Source organism: Falsigemmobacter faecalis, assembly GCF_003863335.1.
Taxonomy (GTDB): domain Bacteria; phylum Pseudomonadota; class Alphaproteobacteria; order Rhodobacterales; family Rhodobacteraceae; genus Wagnerdoeblera; species Wagnerdoeblera faecalis.
Genome location: NZ_RRAZ01000004.1, coordinates 139620 through 158694 on the forward strand (window position 1 = coordinate 139620; position 19075 = coordinate 158694).

Here is a 19075-nt window from a genome sequence, read left to right on the forward strand (position 1 = left end):
CAACCGGAAGCGGGATTTCGCTCAATTCCCCGCATCTGGTGGTCACCAGTTATCGCGGAACCAGCGAAGCGCCCGGCGCAGCGAACGGGCGGGGTAACGGTCCGAGGGGATCTCGAAGTCCCACCACTCGTCCTGCGGATGCGCTGCAAAGAGACAAAGCCCAACGGCGCTTGCAAAACCCGCGCCTGCCGCGCCCTGGGGCAGCCCCTGAACCCGCAGCGGGCGACCCAGCCGCACCCGCTGGCCAAGGATCCGCGCGGCCAGCATATCGACGCCCGGAATAAGCGATCCGCCGCCGGTCAGCACGATCTGCTGCGAGGGCAGATGCTCAAACCCCGCCGCATCCAGATGCTGCCGGGCGTCCTCAAGGATTTCTTCAACCCTGGGGCGCATGATGCCAATGAGCTCGGTGCGCGAGACTTTGCGGCTGTCCTTCTCCCAGTCGCCGGTATCGGCGGTCAGCGGGATCATATCGCGGTCATCCATCCCGGTGGCATGAACGCCGCCGTGGAAGGTCTTGATCCGCTCGGCCAGCGGCAGCGGGATCTGCAGCCCCATGGCGATGTCGCGGGTCACCAGATCGCCGCCCATCCGCACGGTATCGGCATAGATCATATGCTTGCGCATGAAGATCGAAATGCCGGTGGCCCCTGCCCCCATATCGATACAGGCCGAGCCGAGTTCCTGCTCATCCTCCACCAGCGCGGAAAGCCCCGCGACATAGGCCGAAGAGGCGATCCCCGCGACCTCCAGATCGCAGCGCTTCAGGCAATGCAAAAGGCACTCCACCGCCGAGCGGTTCACCGTCAGCAGATGCATATCCACCGAGAGGTGATGCCCGATCTGCCCGCGCGGATCCGACAGCCCCGAGCGGTTGTCGAGCGCGAAATTCACCGGCTGCGCATGCAGCACCTCGCGCCCCTCACCGATGTCGGGGATATCACAGGCGGCCAGCACCCGGGCAATGTCCTGCTCGGTGACCACATTGTCGGTCAGCGGGATCTCCCCCGCCAGGCCATAGCTGCGCGGGCTGGCCCCGGCCATACAGGCGATGACGTGATCGACCCGCTGCCCGGCGGCCTTCTGCGCCGATTGCACCACGGTGCGGATCGCGCGCTCAGCCTCCTGCAGGCCCTCCACCTCGCCAAAGCGGATGCCGCGCGAGCGGGTGGTGGCGGCGCCAATCACCCGAAACTGCGACTGCCCGGCCAGGGGGCCGACCCCATCCTCCGCGCGGTTGCGGTCGGGGCCGTCAAAGCGCAGCACCATGCAGGCAATTTTTGAACTGCCCACATCGAGGACCGCGACAACGCCGCGCTGCATGGCCGCTTTGCGCATCTGCCGCATGGCACGCTGCGAGTGATAGAGGTCTGTCACGTCTCTTATCCTCCGGTCTGAGCAAGTCGGATTTTACGTAAACTTTCAGCACCTTCCGGCGAAATCCGGATGGTCAGACGACGGTCCGAGCGCAGATCGGCCGCCAGAACATCGCGGCTGAAAAGCCCCGTGGCCTGGTCCTGTGCCAGAATGCGCTCCAGCGCGCGAACCGGGTTCGCTTCGGGCAGCAGGATGCGCTGATCGCGGTCCAGCACCACATCCCAGCGGCGCTCTCCCATCCGCACAAGGCCGCGCAGACGCTCTGTCAGCGGCTTTGCGGCTGAGATCAGCTCAAGCGCGTCAGCAACATGCTGATCGGCCCCCTCGCCCGCGATCAGCGGCAGATCCCCGCGCAGCGAGCGCGCGCCGATCTGCGCCACGCGGTGGCCGCCCTCATCAATCAGCCAAAGCCCGTCGGGCGCACGCCAGACGAGGGCCGGAACCCGCTCGGTCACCGAGACCTGCAGCACGCCGCCCGGCAGGATCCGCATCTCAGCGCGGCGCACGGCGTCAAAACTTTCCACGCGTTTGCGCGCGCCTTCGAGATCAATCCGGAAGGACGACTGCGGCAGCGGCAGCGCCAGACCCACGCGGATCGCCTCAGCCAGAACCGGAGAGGCGCCCTCGATGGAGACCAGATTCACCATGAATTCAGGACGTTCCTGAAACTGATCGCGCAGGCTTTCATAGCTGGAGACCAGGATCGCCCGGCGGCTCTCAGAGGCCAGCCAGCCGCCCGCGATCAGCGCCGTCACCGCGATCGGCAGGCCCACGCGCACCAGGGTGCGAAACCCCGGCGTCAGCCAGAGACGCGACCAGCGGTAAGCCCAGCGGGAGGGGGCCGGATCACGCCGGCCCGGAGAGGGAGACTTCGGTGCACCGCTCAGCGGTCGCATGAAGCATCCTCCACCAGCCATTTACAAAGATCCGGGAAAGAGATCCCGCAATGCGCCGCCTGTTCGGGCGCAAGCGAAGTGGGCGTCATCCCCGGCTGGGTATTGGTCTCCAGCAGGATCAGCCCCTCAGGGCCCCTGCTTTCATCCCAGCGAAAATCGGTGCGCGACAGCCCCCGGCAGCCAAGCGCCTGATGCGCGCGCAGGGCGTAGTCCATGATGACTGCGCTGATCTCCGCCGGAAGATCCGCCGGGATCACATGGCGCGAGCCGCCGACCGAGTATTTCGCGGTATAATCATACCAGCCCTCGGTGAGGATATCGGTCACCGCAAGGGCCCGGTCACCCAGCACCGCGCAGGTCAGCTCCCGCCCCGGCGCAAAGGCCTCCACCATGACCCGCGCCGGCATCTCATCAGAGAGTTGCGGCGGCTGGTTGGAGCCTTCATTGACGATATAAACGCCAACCGATGAGCCCTCATTGAAGGGCTTCACCACATAGGGCGGCGCCATCACATGGCGCGCGCGCACCTCATCGCGGTCGGCGACAAGGCTTGGCACCACGGGCAGGCCCGCCGCGCGGTAAACCTGCTTGGAGCGCTCTTTGTCCATGGCCATGGCCGAGGCGAGAACGCCGGAATGGGTATAGGGAATGCGCAGCCATTCGAGCAGGCCCTGAACGGTGCCATCCTCGCCAAAGCGGCCATGGAGCGCATTGAAAACCACATCGGGTTTCAGGTCCTGCAGACGCGCTGCCAGATCGCGGCCGGCATCGACCTCGACAACCTCAAATCCCGCCGCACACAGAGCGGTGGCGCATTCGCGCCCACTGGACAGAGACACTTCCCGCTCTGCGGAAAATCCCCCCATCAGAACTGCCACTCTGGCGGCTGCTCTGTCCGAACTGCCCGCCATTTACTCACTGCCTCATAGCCTTACGGCTTGTTATTGCCGGGGAAATTCCCGGGTCTTCCATGCGGGACTTTGCGTCCCGCAGTCTCACTCAAAGTCCGGAGTGTTCGGCGGGATCAGATCCCCTGATCTGCGGCAGGCTCTCCCACGCGCATGATTTCCCACTCTAGCCATATTCCGGCCGTATCGAAAACCCTTTTTCGCACCTGCTCTCCCAGGGCCTCCAGCTCGGCTGCGGTGGCGCCTCCGGTATTGGTCAGGAAGTTCGCGTGTTTCTCAGACATCTGCGCCGCGCCAAGGCCTGCGCCCTTCATGCCCGCGTCCTGAATGAGCTTCCAGGCCTTCAGCTCATGGCTGTCATCCGCCCTGCCGGTGCTGGAGAAACCCGCCGGATTGCGGAAGGTCGAGCCTGCGGTGCGGTCCTTCACCGGCTGGGTGGCATCGCGTTTGGCCAGCTGATCGGCCATACGGGCCGCAAGCTCTGCCGGATCCCCGGCCTGCGTGCGGAAAACCGCCGAGAGGATCACCGCGCCTTCGGGCAGGTCCGACTGGCGGTAGCGCAGGTTCAGATCCGCCGCCGCCAGGGTGACAATCTCACCCGAGCGCAGCGCGACCCGCAGCTCCACCAGATGATCCGCAACATAGGTGCCATAGCAGCCCGCGTTCATCCGCACCGCCCCGCCGATCGAGCCGGGGATGGTGCGCAGAAAGGTCAGATCGCGCCCGGCCGCCGCCGCCGCCTGGGCCACCCGCGCATCCAGCGCCGCCGCCCCCGCCGTGACCAGATCGCCCTCAACCGAGACATCCATAAAGGCGCGGCCCAGCTTGATGACCACGGCCCGCAAGCCGCCATCGCGCACGATCAGATTGGAGCCCGCCCCCAGCGGGAAGACCGGCACTTCGGCGGGCAGCGCGGCCAGAAACTGCGCCAGATCCGCCTCATCCGCGGGCAGCACCACCGCATCCGCAGGGCCGCCGACGCGCAGCCAGGTCAGATCGCCGAGCGCCTTGCCCGCCATCACAGAGCCGCGCAGGGCGGGAAGTCCGGTCATCACTCACTCCTGACCCGCTCCGAAATCTCCGGAGCGGTTCTTATTCTTCACCAGGACAGACCTAATCCCGGCCTGCCCCGGCAGCAAGCCTCAGCGCCCCTGAAAGACGGCTTTGCGCTTTTCAAGAAAGGCCGCGACCCCTTCGGCGAAGTCCTGGCTGGCGCCGCAGCGCCCCTGGATCCCGGCCTCAAGCGCCAGCTGCGCCTCAAGATCATTGCCCTGAGAAGCGCGCAGAGCCTGTTTGATGCCCGAAAACGCCAGCCCCGGCCCGGTGGCCAGATGCTGCCCGCGCGCCTGCCAGCGGGCGGCAAAGTCCGCATCCGGCACCGCTTCCCAGATCAGCCCCATGGCGACGGCCTCGCGCGCCTTTACCGGCTCTGCGAAAAGCGCCATGCCCATGGCGCGGGCAAAACCCACCTGACGCGGCAGCGTATAGGTGCCGCCCGCATCCGGGATCAGACCGATTTTGGAGAAGGCCTGCAGAAAAACCGCGCTCTCGGTGGCGATCACCACATCACAGGCCAGCGCAAGGCTGGCCCCGGCCCCGGCGGCCACGCCGTTGACGGCCGCGATCACCGGCAGCGGGCAGTCGGAAATCGCTTTCAGGACAGGGTCATATTCTTCGCGCAGCAAAGGCCCGAGATCCGCACCCGCAAGAGAGCCCCCCAGATCGGCCAGATCCTGGCCCGCGCAAAAGCCGCGCCCGGCACCGGTCAGCACAATGGCGCGGGCCTCTTTTTCGGCCCGCGCGAAGGCCGCGACCAGCTGGCGGCGCATCACGCCGGTCAGCGCGTTCATCACGGCCGGACGGTTCAGCGTCAGGACCGCAAGGCCCCCGCTTTGCTCGTAAAGAACTTCCTCTGACATCTCGTCCCTCCCTGACTGACTGGCTTTTTAGCGCATATCAGCCCCTGAAAGGCGAGATGAACCCTGCGTCAGGACAGCTTGTCCTCGGCCATGATCTTTGCCAGACGGTCCTCTTCTTCCGTGCTCAGGGCCTCCTGGCCGGGGGCTTTGGGCCTCTCGCGACGCCCGCGCAGATAAACCAGCGCACCGCCAAGCGCGATGACGAACATCACCGGCCCCGCCGCCCAGAGAATCGCATTGGCCCCGCCCGGAAGCGGACGCAGCAGCACATATTCGCCAAAGCGCTCGACGATGAAGTCGATCACTTCGCCGTCCGAATCGCCCGCCACCAGGCGCTCACGCACCAGAAGGCGCAGATCGCGGGCAAGGTCTGAGGTCGATTCGTCGATGCTTTCATTGCGGCAGACAAGGCAGCGCAGATCCTTGGAGATCTCGCGCGCGCGCTTTTCCATCAGCGGGTCTTTCAGCACCTCATCGGGCTGCACCGCAAAGACCGGCAGAGGGGCCGCCAGAGGCAGCCCCAGCGCGAGAATCAGCGCAAGGGGGCGAAGCGCGCGGATCATTCTGCCGCCACGGGTTTCGCCGCCTCCCGCCCTGCCCCGGCCGCCACGCGGTAGCGCCGGTCGGTCAGGCTGATCAGCCCGCCAAAGGACATCAGCAGGATGCCGCCCCACAGCCAGTTGGCCAGCGGTTTGATATAGCTGCGCACGGTCCAGGCGCCATTGGCCTGCGGATCCCCCAGCACGACATAGACGTCGCGCAGGAAGCCGTAATCAATGCCGGCCTCCGTGGTGGGCATCCCCGCCGCCGGATAGAACCGCCGCTCGGGGTTCAGCGCAAAGCGGCGATTGCCGTCCACCACCTCAAGCCAGCCCATGGTGGAGCGGTAGTTCGGGCCCTGCTCTTCGGTCACCTGTTTGAGGGTGATCTGATAACCCGCGAGCTCAAAGGGCTCATTCACCTGCGCCACGCGGATGTCTTCCGACTGCCATGAAAGCATGGCCGCCACCGCAAGGATCGTGACACCCATCCCGCCATGCGCCACCGCCTTGCCCCAGTCGGCACGCGGCAGACGGGTCAGACGGCCCAGGCGCGACAGCACAGAGCCGCGCCCGCTGCGCAGCCACAGATCCGCGATGGCCCCCAGAATGACCCAGAGACCCAGCGCCAGCCCCACCGGACCAAGGGCCGAGCGCCCGCTTTGCAGCGCAAAGGCCAGCGCTCCGGCTGCGACGGCCAGAAACAGCACCACCCGCAGCGAGGCAAAGGCGCGATCCGCTTTGGCGCGCTTCCAGGGCAGGATGGCCCCGAAGGGCAGGATCACCGCCAGCGCCACCACAAAGGGCGTGAAGGCCGCGTTAAAGAACGGCGGGCCGACCGAGACCGTGCGGCCCCAGACAAGCTCTGAGATCAGCGGCCAGATGGTGCCGATGAAGACCACAAAGCTCGCCACCGCCAGCAGGACGTTGTTCAGCACCAGCGCAGATTCGCGGCTGACCGAGGAGAAAACCCCCTTGGCCTCCATGATCCCCGCCCGCGCCGCATAAAGCATCAGCGCGCCGCCGACGAAGAAGGCAAAGAGCGCCAGGATATAAACGCCGCGCTCCGGGTCATTGGCGAAGGCATGGACCGAAGTGATGACGCCCGAACGCACGATGAAAGTACCGATCAGCGAGAAGCCAAAGGCGATGATCGCCAGCAGCACCGTCCAGGCCTTCAGCGCCTCGCGCTTTTCCACCACGATCGCGGAATGGAGAAGTGCGGCCGAGATCAGCCAGGGCATGAAAGAGGCGTTCTCAACCGGATCCCAGAACCAGAACCCACCCCAGCCCAGCTCATAATAGGCCCACCACGAGCCAAGGCCGATGCCGATGGTCAGCGAGACCCAGGCCGCCAGCGTCCAGGGCCGCACCCAGCGACCCCAGGCGGCATCAACGCGGCCTTCCAGCAGCGCCGCAATGGCGAAGGAATAGGTGATCGAAAGGCCGACATAGCCGAGGTAGAGGAAGGGCGGATGGAAGGCGAGACCGGGGTCCTGCAGCAGCGGGTTCAGGTCGCGCCCGTCCATCGGCGGGATCTCAAAACGCTCAAAGGGGTTTGAGGTGAAGATCATAAAGGTCAGGAAAGCGACCCCGATCAGACCCTGCACCCCGATCACCCGCGCTTTCAGCGAGGGCGGCAGATTGCCGCCGAACCAGCTGGCACAGGCGGCGAAGAAGGCCAGAATCAGCACCCAGAGCAGCAGTGAGCCCTCATGGTTGCCCCAGGTTCCGGCGATCTTATAGATCAGCGGCTTCAGCGTATGCGAGTTCGACACCACCAGTTCGACCGAGAAGTCCGAGGTGATGAAGGCATGCATCAAAGCCGCAAAGGCAAAGCCCAGCAGCAGAAACTGCGTGACGGCCGCCGGATCAGCCACCGCCATCCAGCCTGACCAGCCTTTATGTGCGCCGATCAGCGGCACGATGGTCTGGACCAGCGCAACCGCAAGCGCAAGACAGACCGCGAAATGTCCGAGTTCTGTAATCATGCCTGTTCTCTTACTCTCTGGAACCCGATACGCCAATGGGCGTAACATCCGCCCCTGACCTGCCCTATACGCGGCATGCGGCTGTATACGCCGCTTTTCGCCCGCTTGCAGGCCAGTGCTTTTACGCTAACCTGCGCTCCGACGTCGCAGGCTGAAATTTTGCCGCGCCCCCGAAGACCCGTGCGATCCGGGCTGATCGGTACAGGAGAAGACCCTCATGAGTGCAGACTGGCTGAAGACGAGCGCCGCCGATCTCGGGCGTGGCATTGCCGCAGGCCGCATCGATCCGGTCGCGCTGACAGAGACTTTCCTTGAGGCCGCAGAGAACCACCCGGAGACTGCGCGCATCTATGCCCGCCTGACGCCCGGGCGGGCGACCGCCGAGGCCCTGGCCGCGCGCGGACGCGCGGCGACGGGCACCCGGGTCTCAAAGCTCGATGGGGTGCCGGTGAGCTGGAAAGACCTTTTCGACAGCGCGGGTGTCGCGACGGAGGCCGGCTCTGCCCTGCTGAAAGACCGCGTGCCGCTGCGGGATGCGCCGGTTCTGGCGCAGGGCTCGGCCTCAGGGCTGGTCTGTCTTGGCAAGACGCATATGTCGGAGCTGGCGTTTTCGGGCCTCGGGCTGAACCCGGTGACCGCGACGCCGCCCAACGTCAATGACCCCAAAGCCGTGCCGGGGGGATCGTCTTCCGGGGCGGCCGCTTCGGTGGCTTTTGGTCTGGCTGCGGCCTCGATCGGCTCGGACACCGGCGGCTCAGTGCGGATCCCGGCGGCCTGGAATGATCTGGTCGGCTATAAGCCGGTGGTGGGGCGGGTGAATACCGCAGGCAGCGTGCCGCTGTGCGAGCGCTTCGACACCGTCGGGCCGATCTGCCGCACGGTTGAGGATTGTGCGCTGACCTTTGCCGCCTTTCAGGGCGAAGCGCCGGTGGATTTCTCGGGGCCTGAACTTGGCAACCGCCGGATTGCGGTTCTTGACAGCGTGGCGCTGGATGATCTGCGCGAGGCCCCGGCGCGGGCCTTTGAGGACGGGCTGAAGCGGCTTTCCGAGGGCGGTGCGGGGGTGGTGCATATCCGCTTTCCCGAGATGGCGGAGGCTTTGCAGCTTGCGGGGAGTTTGTTCACCGCCGAGGCCTGGGGCATCTGGCGCGAGGTGATTGAAGCCAATCCGACGGCCATGTTCCCGCGGATCTATGAGCGGTTCCGCTCGGGCGCGGAGGTGATGGCGGCCGATTACGTCGCCGCCTGGCGGCGGCTGGAGGAGATCCGCAGGTCCTGGGCCAAAGCCACCGCCGGCTTTGACGCGGTGGCGCTGCCGACCTCGCCCATCCTGCCGCCGGATGCCGAGCGGCTGATGAGCGACAGTGCTTATTATGTCACCGAGAACCTGCTGGCTTTGCGCAACACGCGGATCGGCAATCTGATGGATGCCCCGGCGATCAGCCTGCCGACGCGGGAGGCTTCCTGTGGGTTTATGCTGCTGGCCTCAGGCCGGGCGGATGCCTCGCTTTTGCGGCTCGCGGCGGCGGCGGAGAAGGTGCTGCGCTGACGGCTGCGGGGCTGGACAGAGAAACACCCGCGGGCCTTGTGCGCACGGGTGATTTTTTGAGTATTTTTAAAAAGCCAAAGTCAGCGGGCGAGCACGGTGACGCGCGGAAGGTCTGTCAGGTTCAGGCCGAGGGCGCGGTAGGCGGCCAGAGAGAGTTGCGGGCCGCCGCCGCTGAGGGGCAGAAGATCAACCTGGGCGGTTTTGCCTGAGGCCAGTTTCACCACGCCCGCGCGCTTTTCTTTGACCAGCGCCGAGCGCAGCCAGAAGCCCTGTTCGGACGGATTGCCCAGCGAGGCCGTGACCTGACCGAGCGGCGTGCCGGAGGCGGGGGCGGCGAGGGCGGCGGCTTTTTCGGCCGCGCTGGTGCGGTCAAAGGCGGCCGCGGTGCGCGAGCCCGCGGGGGGGGCGATGCGCTGCGGTGTGGCCTGGCTGGCCGCGGGCGGCGGGGTCGCGGGCGAAAACGGGGTTTGATCGCAGCCGGACAGCGCGAGGGTGATCGGGGCCAGAACCAGGGCAACGCGTGACATCTTCATGGCCGCGAAGATATACCCGCACCGGGGGGGCGTCCATAAAATTCCCTGCGCACAGCCGCTTGCGCAGCCCTTGCCGCGGCGCGGTCCGGGGCCTAGTCTCTGCCCTATGAACACTCCGCTGATCGATCCTTTTGCCCGCGCGATCACCTATCTGCGCGTCTCCGTCACCGACCGGTGCGATTTCCGCTGCAAATACTGCATGGCGGAGCATATGACGTTTCTGCCCAAGGCCGATCTGCTGACGCTGGAAGAGCTGGACCGGCTGTGTAGCAATTTTGTCGAACTGGGCGTGCGCAAGCTGCGCATCACCGGAGGGGAGCCTTTGGTGCGGCGCGGGATCATGGAGTTTTTCCGTGCCATGTCGCGTCATCTTGTCTCAGGGGCGCTGGAAGAGCTGACGCTGACCACCAACGGAAGCCAGCTGAAGCGCTTTGCGGGCGAGCTGGCGGACTGTGGTGTGAAGCGGGTGAACGTCAGCCTTGATACGCTGGATGTGGCGAAATTTGCCGATGTGACGCGTTGGGGGCGGTTGCCGCAGGTGCTTGAGGGCATTGCAGCGGCCAAGGCCGCCGGGCTGCGGGTGAAGATCAATGCGGTGGCGCTGAAGGGTTTTAATGAGGATGAGCAGTTCTCGCTGACCGAATGGTGCGCGGCTGAGGGCCATGATCTGACCTGGATTGAGGTCATGCCCATGGGGGAGATGGGCGAGGAGAACCGGCTCGATCAGTATTGGGCGCTGTCCGATCTGCGGGCGCGTTATGCAGCGCGCTACAGCGTGAGCGATCTCACCGAGCGCACCGGGGGGCCTGCGCGCTATGTGCGGCTGGAAGAGACCGGGCAGAAGATCGGCTTTATCACGCCTTTGACGCATAATTTCTGCGAAAGCTGCAATCGGGTGCGGCTGACCTGCACCGGGGAGCTTTATATGTGCCTCGGCCAGGAGGATATGGCCGATCTGCGGGCCCCGCTGCGCCAGAGCAGCGAGGATGCGGTGGTGAAAGCCGCGATCCGCGAGGCGATCACCCATAAGCCGAAAGGCCATGATTTTGACTATTCGCGGCGCAGCGTCGAGGGACAGATGCGCCGCCATATGAGCCACACCGGCGGCTGATCCCGCCCTGCTGTCCGGAGCCGCCTTTGGATTCGCTTTTTCGTCAGACCCCGCCCGCGGCCCCTGCTGCGTTCAACATGGCCGCCCATGTTCTCGCCGCAGCAGAGCAGAGCCCTGAAAAGATCGCGCTGCAGATCCTGAAGCTCTCAGGCGCGGAGCGCTGGTCTTACGGCAGGCTGGCGGCGGCGGTGCGCGGCACCGGCAGCGGGCTTTTGCAGGCCGGGCTGCAGCCGGGGGACCGGCTGCTGATGCGGCTGGGCAATACGGTGGATTTTCCGCTGGCCTATTTGGGCGCGATTGCGGTGGGGGTGGTGCCGGTGCCGACCTCCTCGCAGCTGACCGGGGCCGAGATCACGAAGATGGCGGCGCAGGTGACGCCTGCGGCCATCGTGGCGGCACCGGGCGTGGCGCTGCCCGGAGGCATGGATCTGCCGGTAATCGATCTGGCGCAGCTGCAGAGCTTTCGCGATCTGCCGCCCTGTGACTGGGAGATCGGCGATCCCGACCGGCTGGCCTATCTGATCTTCACCTCCGGCACCTCGGGGCAGCCGCGCGCCGTGATGCATGCGCATCGCGCCATTATTGCGCGGCAGATGATGTATGACGGCTGGTACGGACTGCGGGAAGAGGACCGCCTGCTGCATGCGGGGGCCTTCAACTGGACCTATACGCTGGGGACCGGGCTGATGGACCCCTGGGTCATGGGGGCGACCGCGCTGATCCCGGCGGAGGGTATCACGGCCGCGCAGCTGCCGCTGCTGCTCAAGCGCTTTGATGCGACGATTTTTGCAGCCGCGCCGGGGGTTTACCGCCAGATGCTGCGCGCCCCCCTGCCCGCGCTGCCGCGGCTGCGCCATGGGCTGTCGGCGGGCGAAAAGCTGCCCCCCGAGATCCGCACGGCCTGGGAAGCGGCCAGCGGGACGAAGATCTGTGAAGCGCTTGGCATGTCGGAATGCTCGACCTTTCTGTCGGCCAGCCCTGCGCGGCCCGCGCCGGAGGGGGCCTCTGGCTATCCGCAGCCGGGGCGGCAGATCGCCGTGCTGGATGCGGCCGGAGCGCCGGTGCCGCGCGGTACAGCCGGGACTCTTGCGGTGCACCGCAGCGATCCGGGGCTCTTTCTGGGCTATTGGGGCCAGCCTGAAGAGACAGCCTCGAAATTCGCGGGTGAGTGGTTTTTGACCGGCGATACCGTCTCCATGGCTGAGGACGATGCCGTGAGCTATCTGGGCCGCGATGACGATATGCTGAATGCCGGGGGCTTTCGCGTCTCGCCGCTGGAGGTCGAGGAGGCGATGAATGCGCATCCCTGCATTAGCGAATCGGCGGCGATTGAGGTGGAGATCGGCCCTGGCAGCCGCGTCATTGCGCTGATCTACAGCGGCAGCGAGGTGCCGGAGGGCGAATTGGCCGCCTTTGCGGCGACCCGCCTTGCCCGCTATAAACAGCCGCGCCTTTACCGCCATATCGACGGGCTGCCTAAGGGCGCCAACAACAAACTTGCCCGACGGGCCCTGCGTCAGGGTTTCGCTCTGACGCCCGCAGGAGACATCTGATGGTCACCCTCGACATCTTTTCCGATCCGGTCTGCCCCTGGTGCATGATCGGCAAAGCCTATCTCGACCGCGCGCTTGAAAAGGTCGGCGATCACCCCTTCCGCATCGAATGGCACCCCTTCATGCTGAACCCGGATATTCCGGCAGAGGGCGTGGACCGCCGCGATTTTCTGGAAGCGAAATTCGGCGGCCAGATGGAGGCTGCCAAGGCCTATACCCGCGTCATGGAAGCCGCGACCTTCGCGGGGGTTGAATTCAACCTGGAAAAGATGCGCGTGCAGCCCAATACGCTGAACGCGCATCGCCTGATCCACTGGGCCGGGCTTGAGGGGCGGCAGACGGCCGTGGTCTCGGCGCTGTTCAAAGCCTATTTCCGCGATGGTCTTGATATCGGCAACCCCGACGTGCTGGCCGATCTTGCAGCGGCTCAGGGCATGGACCGCGCGGCCACGCTGCGGCTGCTTGCCTCGGACGCGGACCGCGAAGACATTTTCTCGCGGGCCATGGATGCGCGGCGCAAGGGCGTGCAATCGGTGCCGAGCTTCCTGATTGCGCGGGAATTTATGGTGGCCGGCGCGCAGCCGGTGGAGACCTGGATCAGCATTGCTGAAGAAATTGCCGAAAAGCTGCGCGAAGGCTGAAACCCTTCGCGTTCTTCACACCACATTGTAACATCAGCGCGGCCACAGACTGGCCGCGCCGTCGTTTCCGACATATGGATTTTCCATGACGCAAGGCTTAAGCCCCTCCCCCCGCATTTCGCTGCCGGAATTCATCGCGCTGCTGGCGATGCTGACGGCCACCGTCGCTTTTTCCATCGACGCCATGCTGCCCGCGCTGCCGGAAATCGCGCGGGAACTGACGCCCTCGGATCCGAACAATGCGCAGCTGATCCTGACCAGCTTTGTGCTGGGGATGGGGGTCGGCACCTTTGTCGCGGGCCCGATGTCGGACGCCTGGGGCCGGCGGGCCGTGGTGATGATCGGGGCGGTGCTGTTTTGCGCCGGGGCCATGCTGGCCTGGGCCGGAACATCGCTTGAGACGGTGCTGGCAGGCCGGATCCTGCAGGGCGTCGGGGCCGCCGGGCCGCGTATTATCGCCATGGCCACGGTGCGCGACATCTATTCGGGCCGCCAGATGGCGCGGATCATGTCTTTTGTGATGATGATCTTCACCATCGTGCCCGCAGCGGCCCCGCTGATCGGCGCGCAGATCATCGCCTTTACCGGCTGGCGCGGGATCTTTATCGCCTTCGTTTTGTTCATGCTGCTGGCGGCGACCTGGTATGGCACCCGCCTTGGCGAAACCCTGCCGCCTGAGAAGCGCCGTCCCTTTCGCATGGCGACCCTGATCAGCGGCGCAAAAGAGGTGCTCTCGCACCGCACCGTTCAGATTGCGATCGGGATGCAGGCGCTGCAGCTTGCGGCGCTCTTTGGCACCATTTCGCAGATCCAGCCGCTGTTTGAGACCACCTTCGGGCGCGGTGAGACCTTCCCCTTCTGGTTTGCCATGATCGCGCTGATCTCGGGCGGGGCGAGCCTTTTGAACGCGCAGCTTGTGGTGCGGTTTGGCATGCGCCGTCTGGTGAAGCTGGCGCTTGGCGCCCAGCTGGCGCTGGCTCTGACCGTCGCCCTTCTGCTCGCCGGAGAGGTCCTGACAGGCACCGCCGCCTTTGCCCTCTTCCTCGTGTTCGTGACCGGGATTTTCTTCATGGTGGGCTTTATTATGGGCAATATCAACGCCATCGCCATGGAGCCGCTGGGCCATCTTGCGGGCATGGCCGCCTCGCTGATGGCGGCCCTCAGCACGGTGATCGGCGTGGCCTTCGCGGCTCCGCTGGGGCTGGCCTTCGACGGCACCGTGATGCCGCTGGCCCTGGGCATCACCGGCCTCTCGGCCGCCGCCCTGGTGCTGCAGGTCTTCCTGCCGAAATCCACCTCAGCGCCGCATTAAGCCGCGCCACAGCCACATGAAAGCCCGCCCCCTTCCACGGGGGGCGGGCTTTTTCATTGCCCCTTCAGGCATCGCCCGCCCGGGACATCAGCGCGGGCCCCAAAAAGAAACCCCCCGCAACCTGAGTTGCGAGGGGCTTTAATCCGGCGAAGGCCGCAATCAGATCAGGCGGTAGCCTGAGCCTTTGCGATCTCGCGCTTGATTTTCAGAGCGCGATCCGACAGCTCTTCGTCGCGGGATTTCGCGAAGAAGGCGTCCAGACCACCGCGGTGGTCGACCGAGCGCAGAGCATGCGCCGAGATGCGCAGCTTGAAAGATTGGCCCAGCACGTCCGACTGCAGGGTCACTTCGTTGAGGTTCGGGAGGAACCGACGACGCGACTTGTTGTTGGCGTGGCTGATGTTGTTGCCCGTCATCGGGCCTTTACCGCTAAGTTCGCAGACGCGCGACATCGTCCTGATCCTTCGTATCCGACAGTGAACCGCGCCACCCGAAGAGCAGCGCTCAATACCATTGCGAGCCGTTTAGGAGGAAAGCCGTCGAAGGTCAAGCCTTACAGCCCTTCCCTTCAGCCTTCCGACCTTCGGCCGCAACATGATTGAAGGCTTATGGCAGAACTTATCCCCAGGGGCCAGAGGCGCATTGACCCATGCGGCGGGAATCTCGCCTGAATCCAGGGTTTCATCGGCCCCGCTCCCAGGATGTTGTGGGATTCACCGCCCGGGCGGGCTTCGCGGGGCAGAATCAAAGCCCTTCGAATCGCAAAACCGCGCCAGGACCGCCCCGCCTCAGCTGCGCCTGGCCGCAAAGGCGCGCGCGGCCTCTCCGAAAGCGGTAAAGAGCGGGCGCGAGACCGGATCACCTGCGGCATTATACTCCGGGTGCCACTGCACCGAGAGGGTAAAGCCCGGCGCACCCTCGACCCGAATCGCCTCCGGGGTACCATCGGGGGCATGCCCCTCAATCACAATGCGGCTGCCGGGGCGGTTGATGCCCTGACCGTGCAGCGTATTGGTCATCACCTCGGTCGAGCCGAAGATCTTCGCAAATTCGCCGTCGGGCGTCAGAGTGACGGTGTGGCGCAGCGCGAATTTCTCTTCGATGGTGCCATCGGGCGGCATCCGGTGATTCATCCGCCCCGGCAGATCGCGGATTTCGGGATAAAGCGTGCCGCCCATCGCGACGTTCACTTCCTGAAAGCCGCGGCAGATGCCGAAGAAAGGCTGCCCGCGTTCGACACAGGCGCGGATCAGCGGCAGAGTGATCGCATCGCGGTTGCGGTCAAACGCGCCATGCGCCGGGGTCTCTTCCTCGCCATATTCGCTGGGGTGCACATTGGGGCGGCCCCCGGTCAGCAGAAAGGCATCGCAGCTTTCCAGCAGCTCTTCGACCTTCACAAGGCGCGGGTCGGCCGGGATCACCAGCGGCAGGCATCCCGCCACCCCCGAGACCGCCTGACAGTTCATCAGCCCTGCGGCATGGACCTGATAGGTGTCATTGAGAACGCTTTCATTGCTGATGATTCCCACAACGGGACGGCGTGTGGCTGGCTGCATTGTCTCTCAACCCGAGGTTCCGGCGCGGCTCCCTGCGCCTGTCGGGGCAAGACTAGCCCCGCCTCCGGGAAAGGGAAACCCCTGGCCCCGCACAGCGGCCCTGCACCGCTGCGGGAGCCGCCCTGATATTAAGCAGCACTTAATCATTCCCATGTGACACTCGCCTGACCGACTTTGCCTGAGGCCGATCATGCCCCCCGGAGGTTAAGAAAGAATGCCCCACTCCCGCGAAAAAGATCTTGAAAGGTTTTACGATCTGCTGGCCAGACTACCCTGCCTGCCGTTTCCCGCCGCCCTGGCCGTCGCCCCGCCTCAGGGGGTTTATTTCGTCTTTGAGCCCGGAGAACAGCGCGCAAAGGGCGGATTGCGGGTGACACGCATCGGCACCCACGGGCTGACCCCGGGGGGGCGGGCGGTGCTGAAGACGCGGCTGCGACAGCATTACGGGCGCAAAACGGGCGATGGCGGTCACCACCGCAGCTCCGTCTTTCGCCTGCTGACCGGGGCGGCGCTGGCGCGGCAGGCGGGCGGAGATATGCCTGCGGGATGGGGGGGCGAGCGCCCGCAGGATACCCAGACACAAGCCGCCGAACAGCGGCTGGAGGCAGAGGTCAGCACCTTAATGGCCAGGCTGGAGCTGCGCTGCCTGCCCGTGGCAGATCCGCCGGGGCAGCAGTCCCTGCGCAAAGTCCTGGAGGCGGGGGCGATTGCGCTGCTCTCGAATCACGGGCGTCTGCCGATTGATCCGCCCTCCGCAGGCTGGCTCGGACATCACAGCCACGCGGCGCTGGTGCGCAGCTCGGGCCTGTGGAACCGCGATCATGTTCAGCGCAGCCCCGATCCGTCTTTCATCGCCACCCTGGAGGCGGTGGCCGCGCAGGCACTGCAGCCCGCCTGACAGGGCGTCTCCGGGCCGGAGCATGGAGAAACACTCTCTGCCCCGAAACCGGGGCAGAGAGCGGCCTTCTGCTTAAGCCGCTTTGGCTTTCAGACGCCAGGCGTGCAACAGCGGCTCAGTATAGCCCGACGGCTGGGTGGTGCCCTCAAAGATCAGCTCTGCGGCGGCCTGATAGGCGGGGCCGTCAAAGCCCGGGGCCATCGCTTTATAGCCCGCATCGCCCGCGTTCTGGCCGTCCACCACCTCGGCCATGCGGCGCAGGATCGCCTCAACCTCCTGGCGGCCCACGATGCCGTGGTGCAGCCAGTTCGCCACATGCTGCGCCGAGATGCGGCAGGTCGCGCGGTCTTCCATCAGGCCCACGTCATTGATGTCCGGCACTTTTGAGCAGCCGACACCCTGATCAACCCAGCGCACCACATAGCCCAGAATGCCCTGGCAGTTGTTCTCCACTTCGCGGGCGATCTGCTCGGGCGTCCAGCGGCCCCAGGTCGCCAGCGGGATCGAGAGCACCGCATCGACATGCGCGCGGCGGCCCCCTTTGGCGAGTTTGGCCTGAACGGCTTTCACATCCACCTTGTGGTAATGCAGCGCATGCAGCGTCGCCGCGGTGGGCGAGGGCACCCAGGCGCAGTTCGCGCCCGATTTCGGGTGATCGATCTTCGCCTCCAGCATGGCGGCCATCAGATCGGGCATGGCCCACATGCCCTTGCCGATCTGCGCACGGCCCGCCAGGCCACATTCCAGACCAATATCGACGTTCAGCTTTTCATAAGCCGCGATCCAGCCCTTCGACTTGATGAAGTCTTTGCGCGAGAAAGGACCCGCCTCCATCGAGGTATGGATCTCATCCCCGGTGCGATCAAGAAAGCCCGTGTTGATAAAGGCCACCCGCGCTTTGGCGGCGCGGATGCATTCCTTCAGGTTGACCGAGGTGCGGCGCTCTTCGTCCATCACCCCGATTTTCACGGTATTGGCCGGAAGACCGAGGGCCTTCTCAACCCTGGTGAAGATCTCATCTGCAAAGGCCACCTCTTCGGGGCCATGCATCTTCGGCTTCACCACATAGACCGAGCCCTTGTGGCTGTTGCGCAGGCCATCGGGCTTTTTGAGGTCATGCATGGCGATCAGCACGGTGACCATGGCATCCATCAGCCCTTCCGGGATCTCAGAGCCATCTGCCAGCAGGATCGCCGGATTGGTCATCAGATGACCCACGTTGCGGATCCACAGGATCGAGCGGCCCTTCAGCGTCAGGCTGCCGCCGTCGGGCGCGGTGAAGACGCGGTCTTCGGCCAGACGGCGGGTAAAGCTTTTGCCGCCCTTGGAAACCTCTTCCGAGAGATCGCCCTTCATCAGGCCCAGCCAGTTGGAATAGGCCTGAACCTTATCTTCCGCATCGACGCAGGCGACCGAATCCTCACAGTCCATGATGGTCGAGAGCGCCGATTCCAGCCGCACATCGGCCAGACCTGCGGGATCGGTTTTGCCGATCGGATGGGCGCGGTCAAAGACCAGCTCGACATGCAGGCCGTTGTTTTTCAGCAAAACCGAGGCCGGGGCCGAAGCCTCGCCGGTGAAGCCTGCGAATTGCTCAGGCTTTTCCAGCGGCAGACCATTGGCCAGCAGCTGGCCGCCCTCGACCTTATATCCGGTGATCTGAACATGGCTTGCGCCCTTCACCGGGAAGGTGTCGTCGAGAAAGCTCTTGGCGCGGGTGACCACACGGCCGCCGCGGCCCTGCTCAAAGCCCCCGGGCGGCGGGTTCGAGCCCATGGCATCGGTGCCGTAAAGCACGTCATAAAGGCTGCCCCAGCGCGCATTGGCAGCATTCAGCGCATAGCGCGCATTGGTGATCGGCACGACCAGCTGCGGCCCGGCGATCTCAGCGATCTCGGGGTCGACATTCTCGGTGGTGATCTGAAAATCGGGCCCTTCGGGGACCAGATAGCCGATCTCCTGCAGGAAGGCCTTATAGGCGGGGAAGTCATGGGGCTGGCCGCGACGGGCCTTATGCCAGAGGTCGATCTGCTTTTGCAGCGCCTCGCGTTTGGCCAGCATCAGGCGGTTCTTCGGCGCAAGGCCAGTCACCAGATCTGCGAAACCGGACCAGAAAGCCTCTGCGGTAAGGCCGGTTCCCGGCAGCGCCTGCGCTTCGATGAAGGTGGCAAGGCGGCTGTCCACCTGAAGGCCATGGCGGTCGGTGCGGTTGCTCATCTGATCTCTCCCCAAACGGTCGCAGCTTTGGCCATTTGTAGCAGAGCCCGCGCGGTGACGGCAGTTCATTTTCGC

Annotated in this window: 17 protein-coding genes; 6 read left to right on the forward strand and 11 right to left on the reverse strand. The window is 65.2% G+C overall.

Going from position 1 to position 19075, the window contains the following annotated elements; all coding sequences use genetic code 11:
- Positions 1–42 precede the first annotated feature (42 nt).
- The 7 genes from ftsA to EG244_RS03990 all read right to left on the reverse strand — a co-directional run bounded on the left by ftsA (position 43) and on the right by EG244_RS03990 (position 7630).
- Positions 43–1377 carry a cell division protein FtsA gene (gene ftsA, locus EG244_RS03960; RefSeq protein ID WP_124963709.1) on the reverse strand — a complete coding sequence of 445 codons (1335 nt, stop codon included), beginning with the start codon at positions 1375–1377 and terminating at the stop codon, positions 43–45.
- A gap of 5 nt (positions 1378–1382) precedes the next feature.
- Positions 1383–2273: a cell division protein FtsQ/DivIB gene (locus EG244_RS03965; RefSeq protein ID WP_124963710.1), complete on the reverse strand. Its 891-nt coding sequence runs from the start codon at positions 2271–2273 to the stop codon at positions 1383–1385.
- On the reverse strand, positions 2261–3184 hold the full coding sequence (locus tag EG244_RS03970; protein WP_199737777.1) for a D-alanine--D-alanine ligase: 924 nt from the start codon (positions 3182–3184) through the stop codon (positions 2261–2263). The genes EG244_RS03965 and EG244_RS03970 overlap by 13 nt, the downstream gene beginning before the upstream one ends.
- Positions 3185–3297: 113 nt before the next feature.
- Complete coding sequence (murB, locus tag EG244_RS03975; RefSeq protein ID WP_124963712.1) at positions 3298–4233, reverse strand: UDP-N-acetylmuramate dehydrogenase; 936 nt, start codon at positions 4231–4233, stop codon at positions 3298–3300.
- A gap of 90 nt (positions 4234–4323) precedes the next feature.
- The gene (locus EG244_RS03980; RefSeq protein ID WP_124963713.1) at positions 4324–5100 is read right to left on the reverse strand and encodes an enoyl-CoA hydratase-related protein; all 777 of its coding nucleotides are present in this window, start codon (positions 5098–5100) and stop codon (positions 4324–4326) included.
- A gap of 68 nt (positions 5101–5168) precedes the next feature.
- A complete protein-coding gene (locus EG244_RS03985) occupies positions 5169–5663 on the reverse strand; it encodes a cytochrome c-type biogenesis protein (protein ID WP_124963714.1) in 495 nt (164 codons plus the stop codon).
- A complete protein-coding gene (locus EG244_RS03990) occupies positions 5660–7630 on the reverse strand; it encodes a heme lyase CcmF/NrfE family subunit (RefSeq protein WP_124963715.1) in 1971 nt (656 codons plus the stop codon). The genes EG244_RS03985 and EG244_RS03990 overlap by 4 nt, the downstream gene beginning before the upstream one ends.
- Before the next feature lie 217 nt (positions 7631–7847).
- Here EG244_RS03990 and EG244_RS03995 point away from each other — a divergent pair, with 217 nt between their 5' ends.
- On the forward strand, positions 7848–9179 hold the full coding sequence (locus EG244_RS03995; protein ID WP_124963716.1) for an amidase: 1332 nt from the start codon (positions 7848–7850) through the stop codon (positions 9177–9179).
- Between the two features lie 80 nt (positions 9180–9259).
- On the opposite strand, the gene EG244_RS04000 is transcribed toward EG244_RS03995, so the two are convergent.
- The gene (locus EG244_RS04000) at positions 9260–9706 is read right to left on the reverse strand and encodes a hypothetical protein (protein ID WP_158617231.1); all 447 of its coding nucleotides are present in this window, start codon (positions 9704–9706) and stop codon (positions 9260–9262) included.
- Positions 9707–9818: 112 nt separating this feature from the next.
- Here EG244_RS04000 and moaA point away from each other — a divergent pair, with 112 nt between their 5' ends.
- From moaA to EG244_RS04020, 4 genes are read left to right on the forward strand one after another with little or no spacing between them, the layout of a single operon-like run.
- Positions 9819–10823 carry a GTP 3',8-cyclase MoaA gene (gene moaA, locus EG244_RS04005; RefSeq protein ID WP_124963718.1) on the forward strand — a complete coding sequence of 335 codons (1005 nt, stop codon included), beginning with the start codon at positions 9819–9821 and terminating at the stop codon, positions 10821–10823.
- 26 nt (positions 10824–10849) lie between these two features.
- Positions 10850–12376: a class I adenylate-forming enzyme family protein gene (locus EG244_RS04010; RefSeq protein WP_407644026.1), complete on the forward strand. Its 1527-nt coding sequence runs from the start codon at positions 10850–10852 to the stop codon at positions 12374–12376.
- Positions 12376–13017 (forward strand): DsbA family oxidoreductase, encoded by a 642-nt coding sequence (locus EG244_RS04015; RefSeq protein ID WP_124963719.1) that lies wholly within the window; start codon positions 12376–12378, stop codon positions 13015–13017. The genes EG244_RS04010 and EG244_RS04015 overlap by 1 nt, the downstream gene beginning before the upstream one ends.
- A 49-nt stretch (positions 13018–13066) precedes the next feature.
- Positions 13067–14329, forward strand: a complete 1263-nt coding sequence (locus tag EG244_RS04020) for a multidrug effflux MFS transporter (protein WP_267900256.1) — start codon at positions 13067–13069, stop codon at positions 14327–14329.
- Between the two features lie 164 nt (positions 14330–14493).
- On the opposite strand, the gene rpmB is transcribed toward EG244_RS04020, so the two are convergent.
- Both rpmB and EG244_RS04030 read right to left on the reverse strand, forming a co-directional pair.
- Positions 14494–14781, reverse strand: a complete 288-nt coding sequence (gene rpmB / locus EG244_RS04025; RefSeq protein WP_124963721.1) for a 50S ribosomal protein L28 — start codon at positions 14779–14781, stop codon at positions 14494–14496.
- Positions 14782–15117: 336 nt separating this feature from the next.
- Entirely contained in the window at positions 15118–15885 is a 768-nt protein-coding gene (locus tag EG244_RS04030) for a gamma-glutamyl-gamma-aminobutyrate hydrolase family protein (protein WP_124963722.1), read from the reverse strand.
- Positions 15886–16099: 214 nt separating this feature from the next.
- Between EG244_RS04030 and EG244_RS04035 the strand changes: the two genes are divergently transcribed.
- Positions 16100–16783: a hypothetical protein gene (locus tag EG244_RS04035; protein ID WP_124963723.1), complete on the forward strand. Its 684-nt coding sequence runs from the start codon at positions 16100–16102 to the stop codon at positions 16781–16783.
- Between the two features lie 72 nt (positions 16784–16855).
- On the opposite strand, the gene EG244_RS04040 is transcribed toward EG244_RS04035, so the two are convergent.
- A complete protein-coding gene (locus EG244_RS04040; protein WP_124963724.1) occupies positions 16856–19000 on the reverse strand; it encodes a malate synthase G in 2145 nt (714 codons plus the stop codon).
- Positions 19001–19075: the final 75 nt, after the last annotated feature.

What these genes read in the sequence shown, in the direction of transcription:
- EG244_RS03970 (WP_199737777.1), bottom strand. Translation starts at nt 3,184, where the DNA reads ATGGCGGGCAGTTCGGACAGAGCAGCCGCCAGAGTGGCAGTTCTGATG.
- EG244_RS04035 (WP_124963723.1), top strand. Translation starts at nt 16,100, where the DNA reads ATGCCCCACTCCCGCGAAAAAGATCTTGAAAGGTTTTACGATCTGCTG.
- EG244_RS03995 (WP_124963716.1), top strand. Translation starts at nt 7,848, where the DNA reads ATGAGTGCAGACTGGCTGAAGACGAGCGCCGCCGATCTCGGGCGTGGC.
- EG244_RS03985 (WP_124963714.1), bottom strand. Translation starts at nt 5,663, where the DNA reads ATGATCCGCGCGCTTCGCCCCCTTGCGCTGATTCTCGCGCTGGGGCTG.
- EG244_RS03965 (WP_124963710.1), bottom strand. Translation starts at nt 2,273, where the DNA reads ATGCGACCGCTGAGCGGTGCACCGAAGTCTCCCTCTCCGGGCCGGCGT.
- murB (WP_124963712.1), bottom strand. Translation starts at nt 4,233, where the DNA reads ATGACCGGACTTCCCGCCCTGCGCGGCTCTGTGATGGCGGGCAAGGCG.
- rpmB (WP_124963721.1), bottom strand. Translation starts at nt 14,781, where the DNA reads ATGTCGCGCGTCTGCGAACTTAGCGGTAAAGGCCCGATGACGGGCAAC.
- EG244_RS03980 (WP_124963713.1), bottom strand. Translation starts at nt 5,100, where the DNA reads ATGTCAGAGGAAGTTCTTTACGAGCAAAGCGGGGGCCTTGCGGTCCTG.
- EG244_RS03990 (WP_124963715.1), bottom strand. Translation starts at nt 7,630, where the DNA reads ATGATTACAGAACTCGGACATTTCGCGGTCTGTCTTGCGCTTGCGGTT.
- EG244_RS04015 (WP_124963719.1), top strand. Translation starts at nt 12,376, where the DNA reads ATGGTCACCCTCGACATCTTTTCCGATCCGGTCTGCCCCTGGTGCATG.
- EG244_RS04000 (WP_158617231.1), bottom strand. Translation starts at nt 9,706, where the DNA reads ATGTCACGCGTTGCCCTGGTTCTGGCCCCGATCACCCTCGCGCTGTCC.
- EG244_RS04040 (WP_124963724.1), bottom strand. Translation starts at nt 19,000, where the DNA reads ATGAGCAACCGCACCGACCGCCATGGCCTTCAGGTGGACAGCCGCCTT.
- EG244_RS04030 (WP_124963722.1), bottom strand. Translation starts at nt 15,885, where the DNA reads ATGCAGCCAGCCACACGCCGTCCCGTTGTGGGAATCATCAGCAATGAA.
- moaA (WP_124963718.1), top strand. Translation starts at nt 9,819, where the DNA reads ATGAACACTCCGCTGATCGATCCTTTTGCCCGCGCGATCACCTATCTG.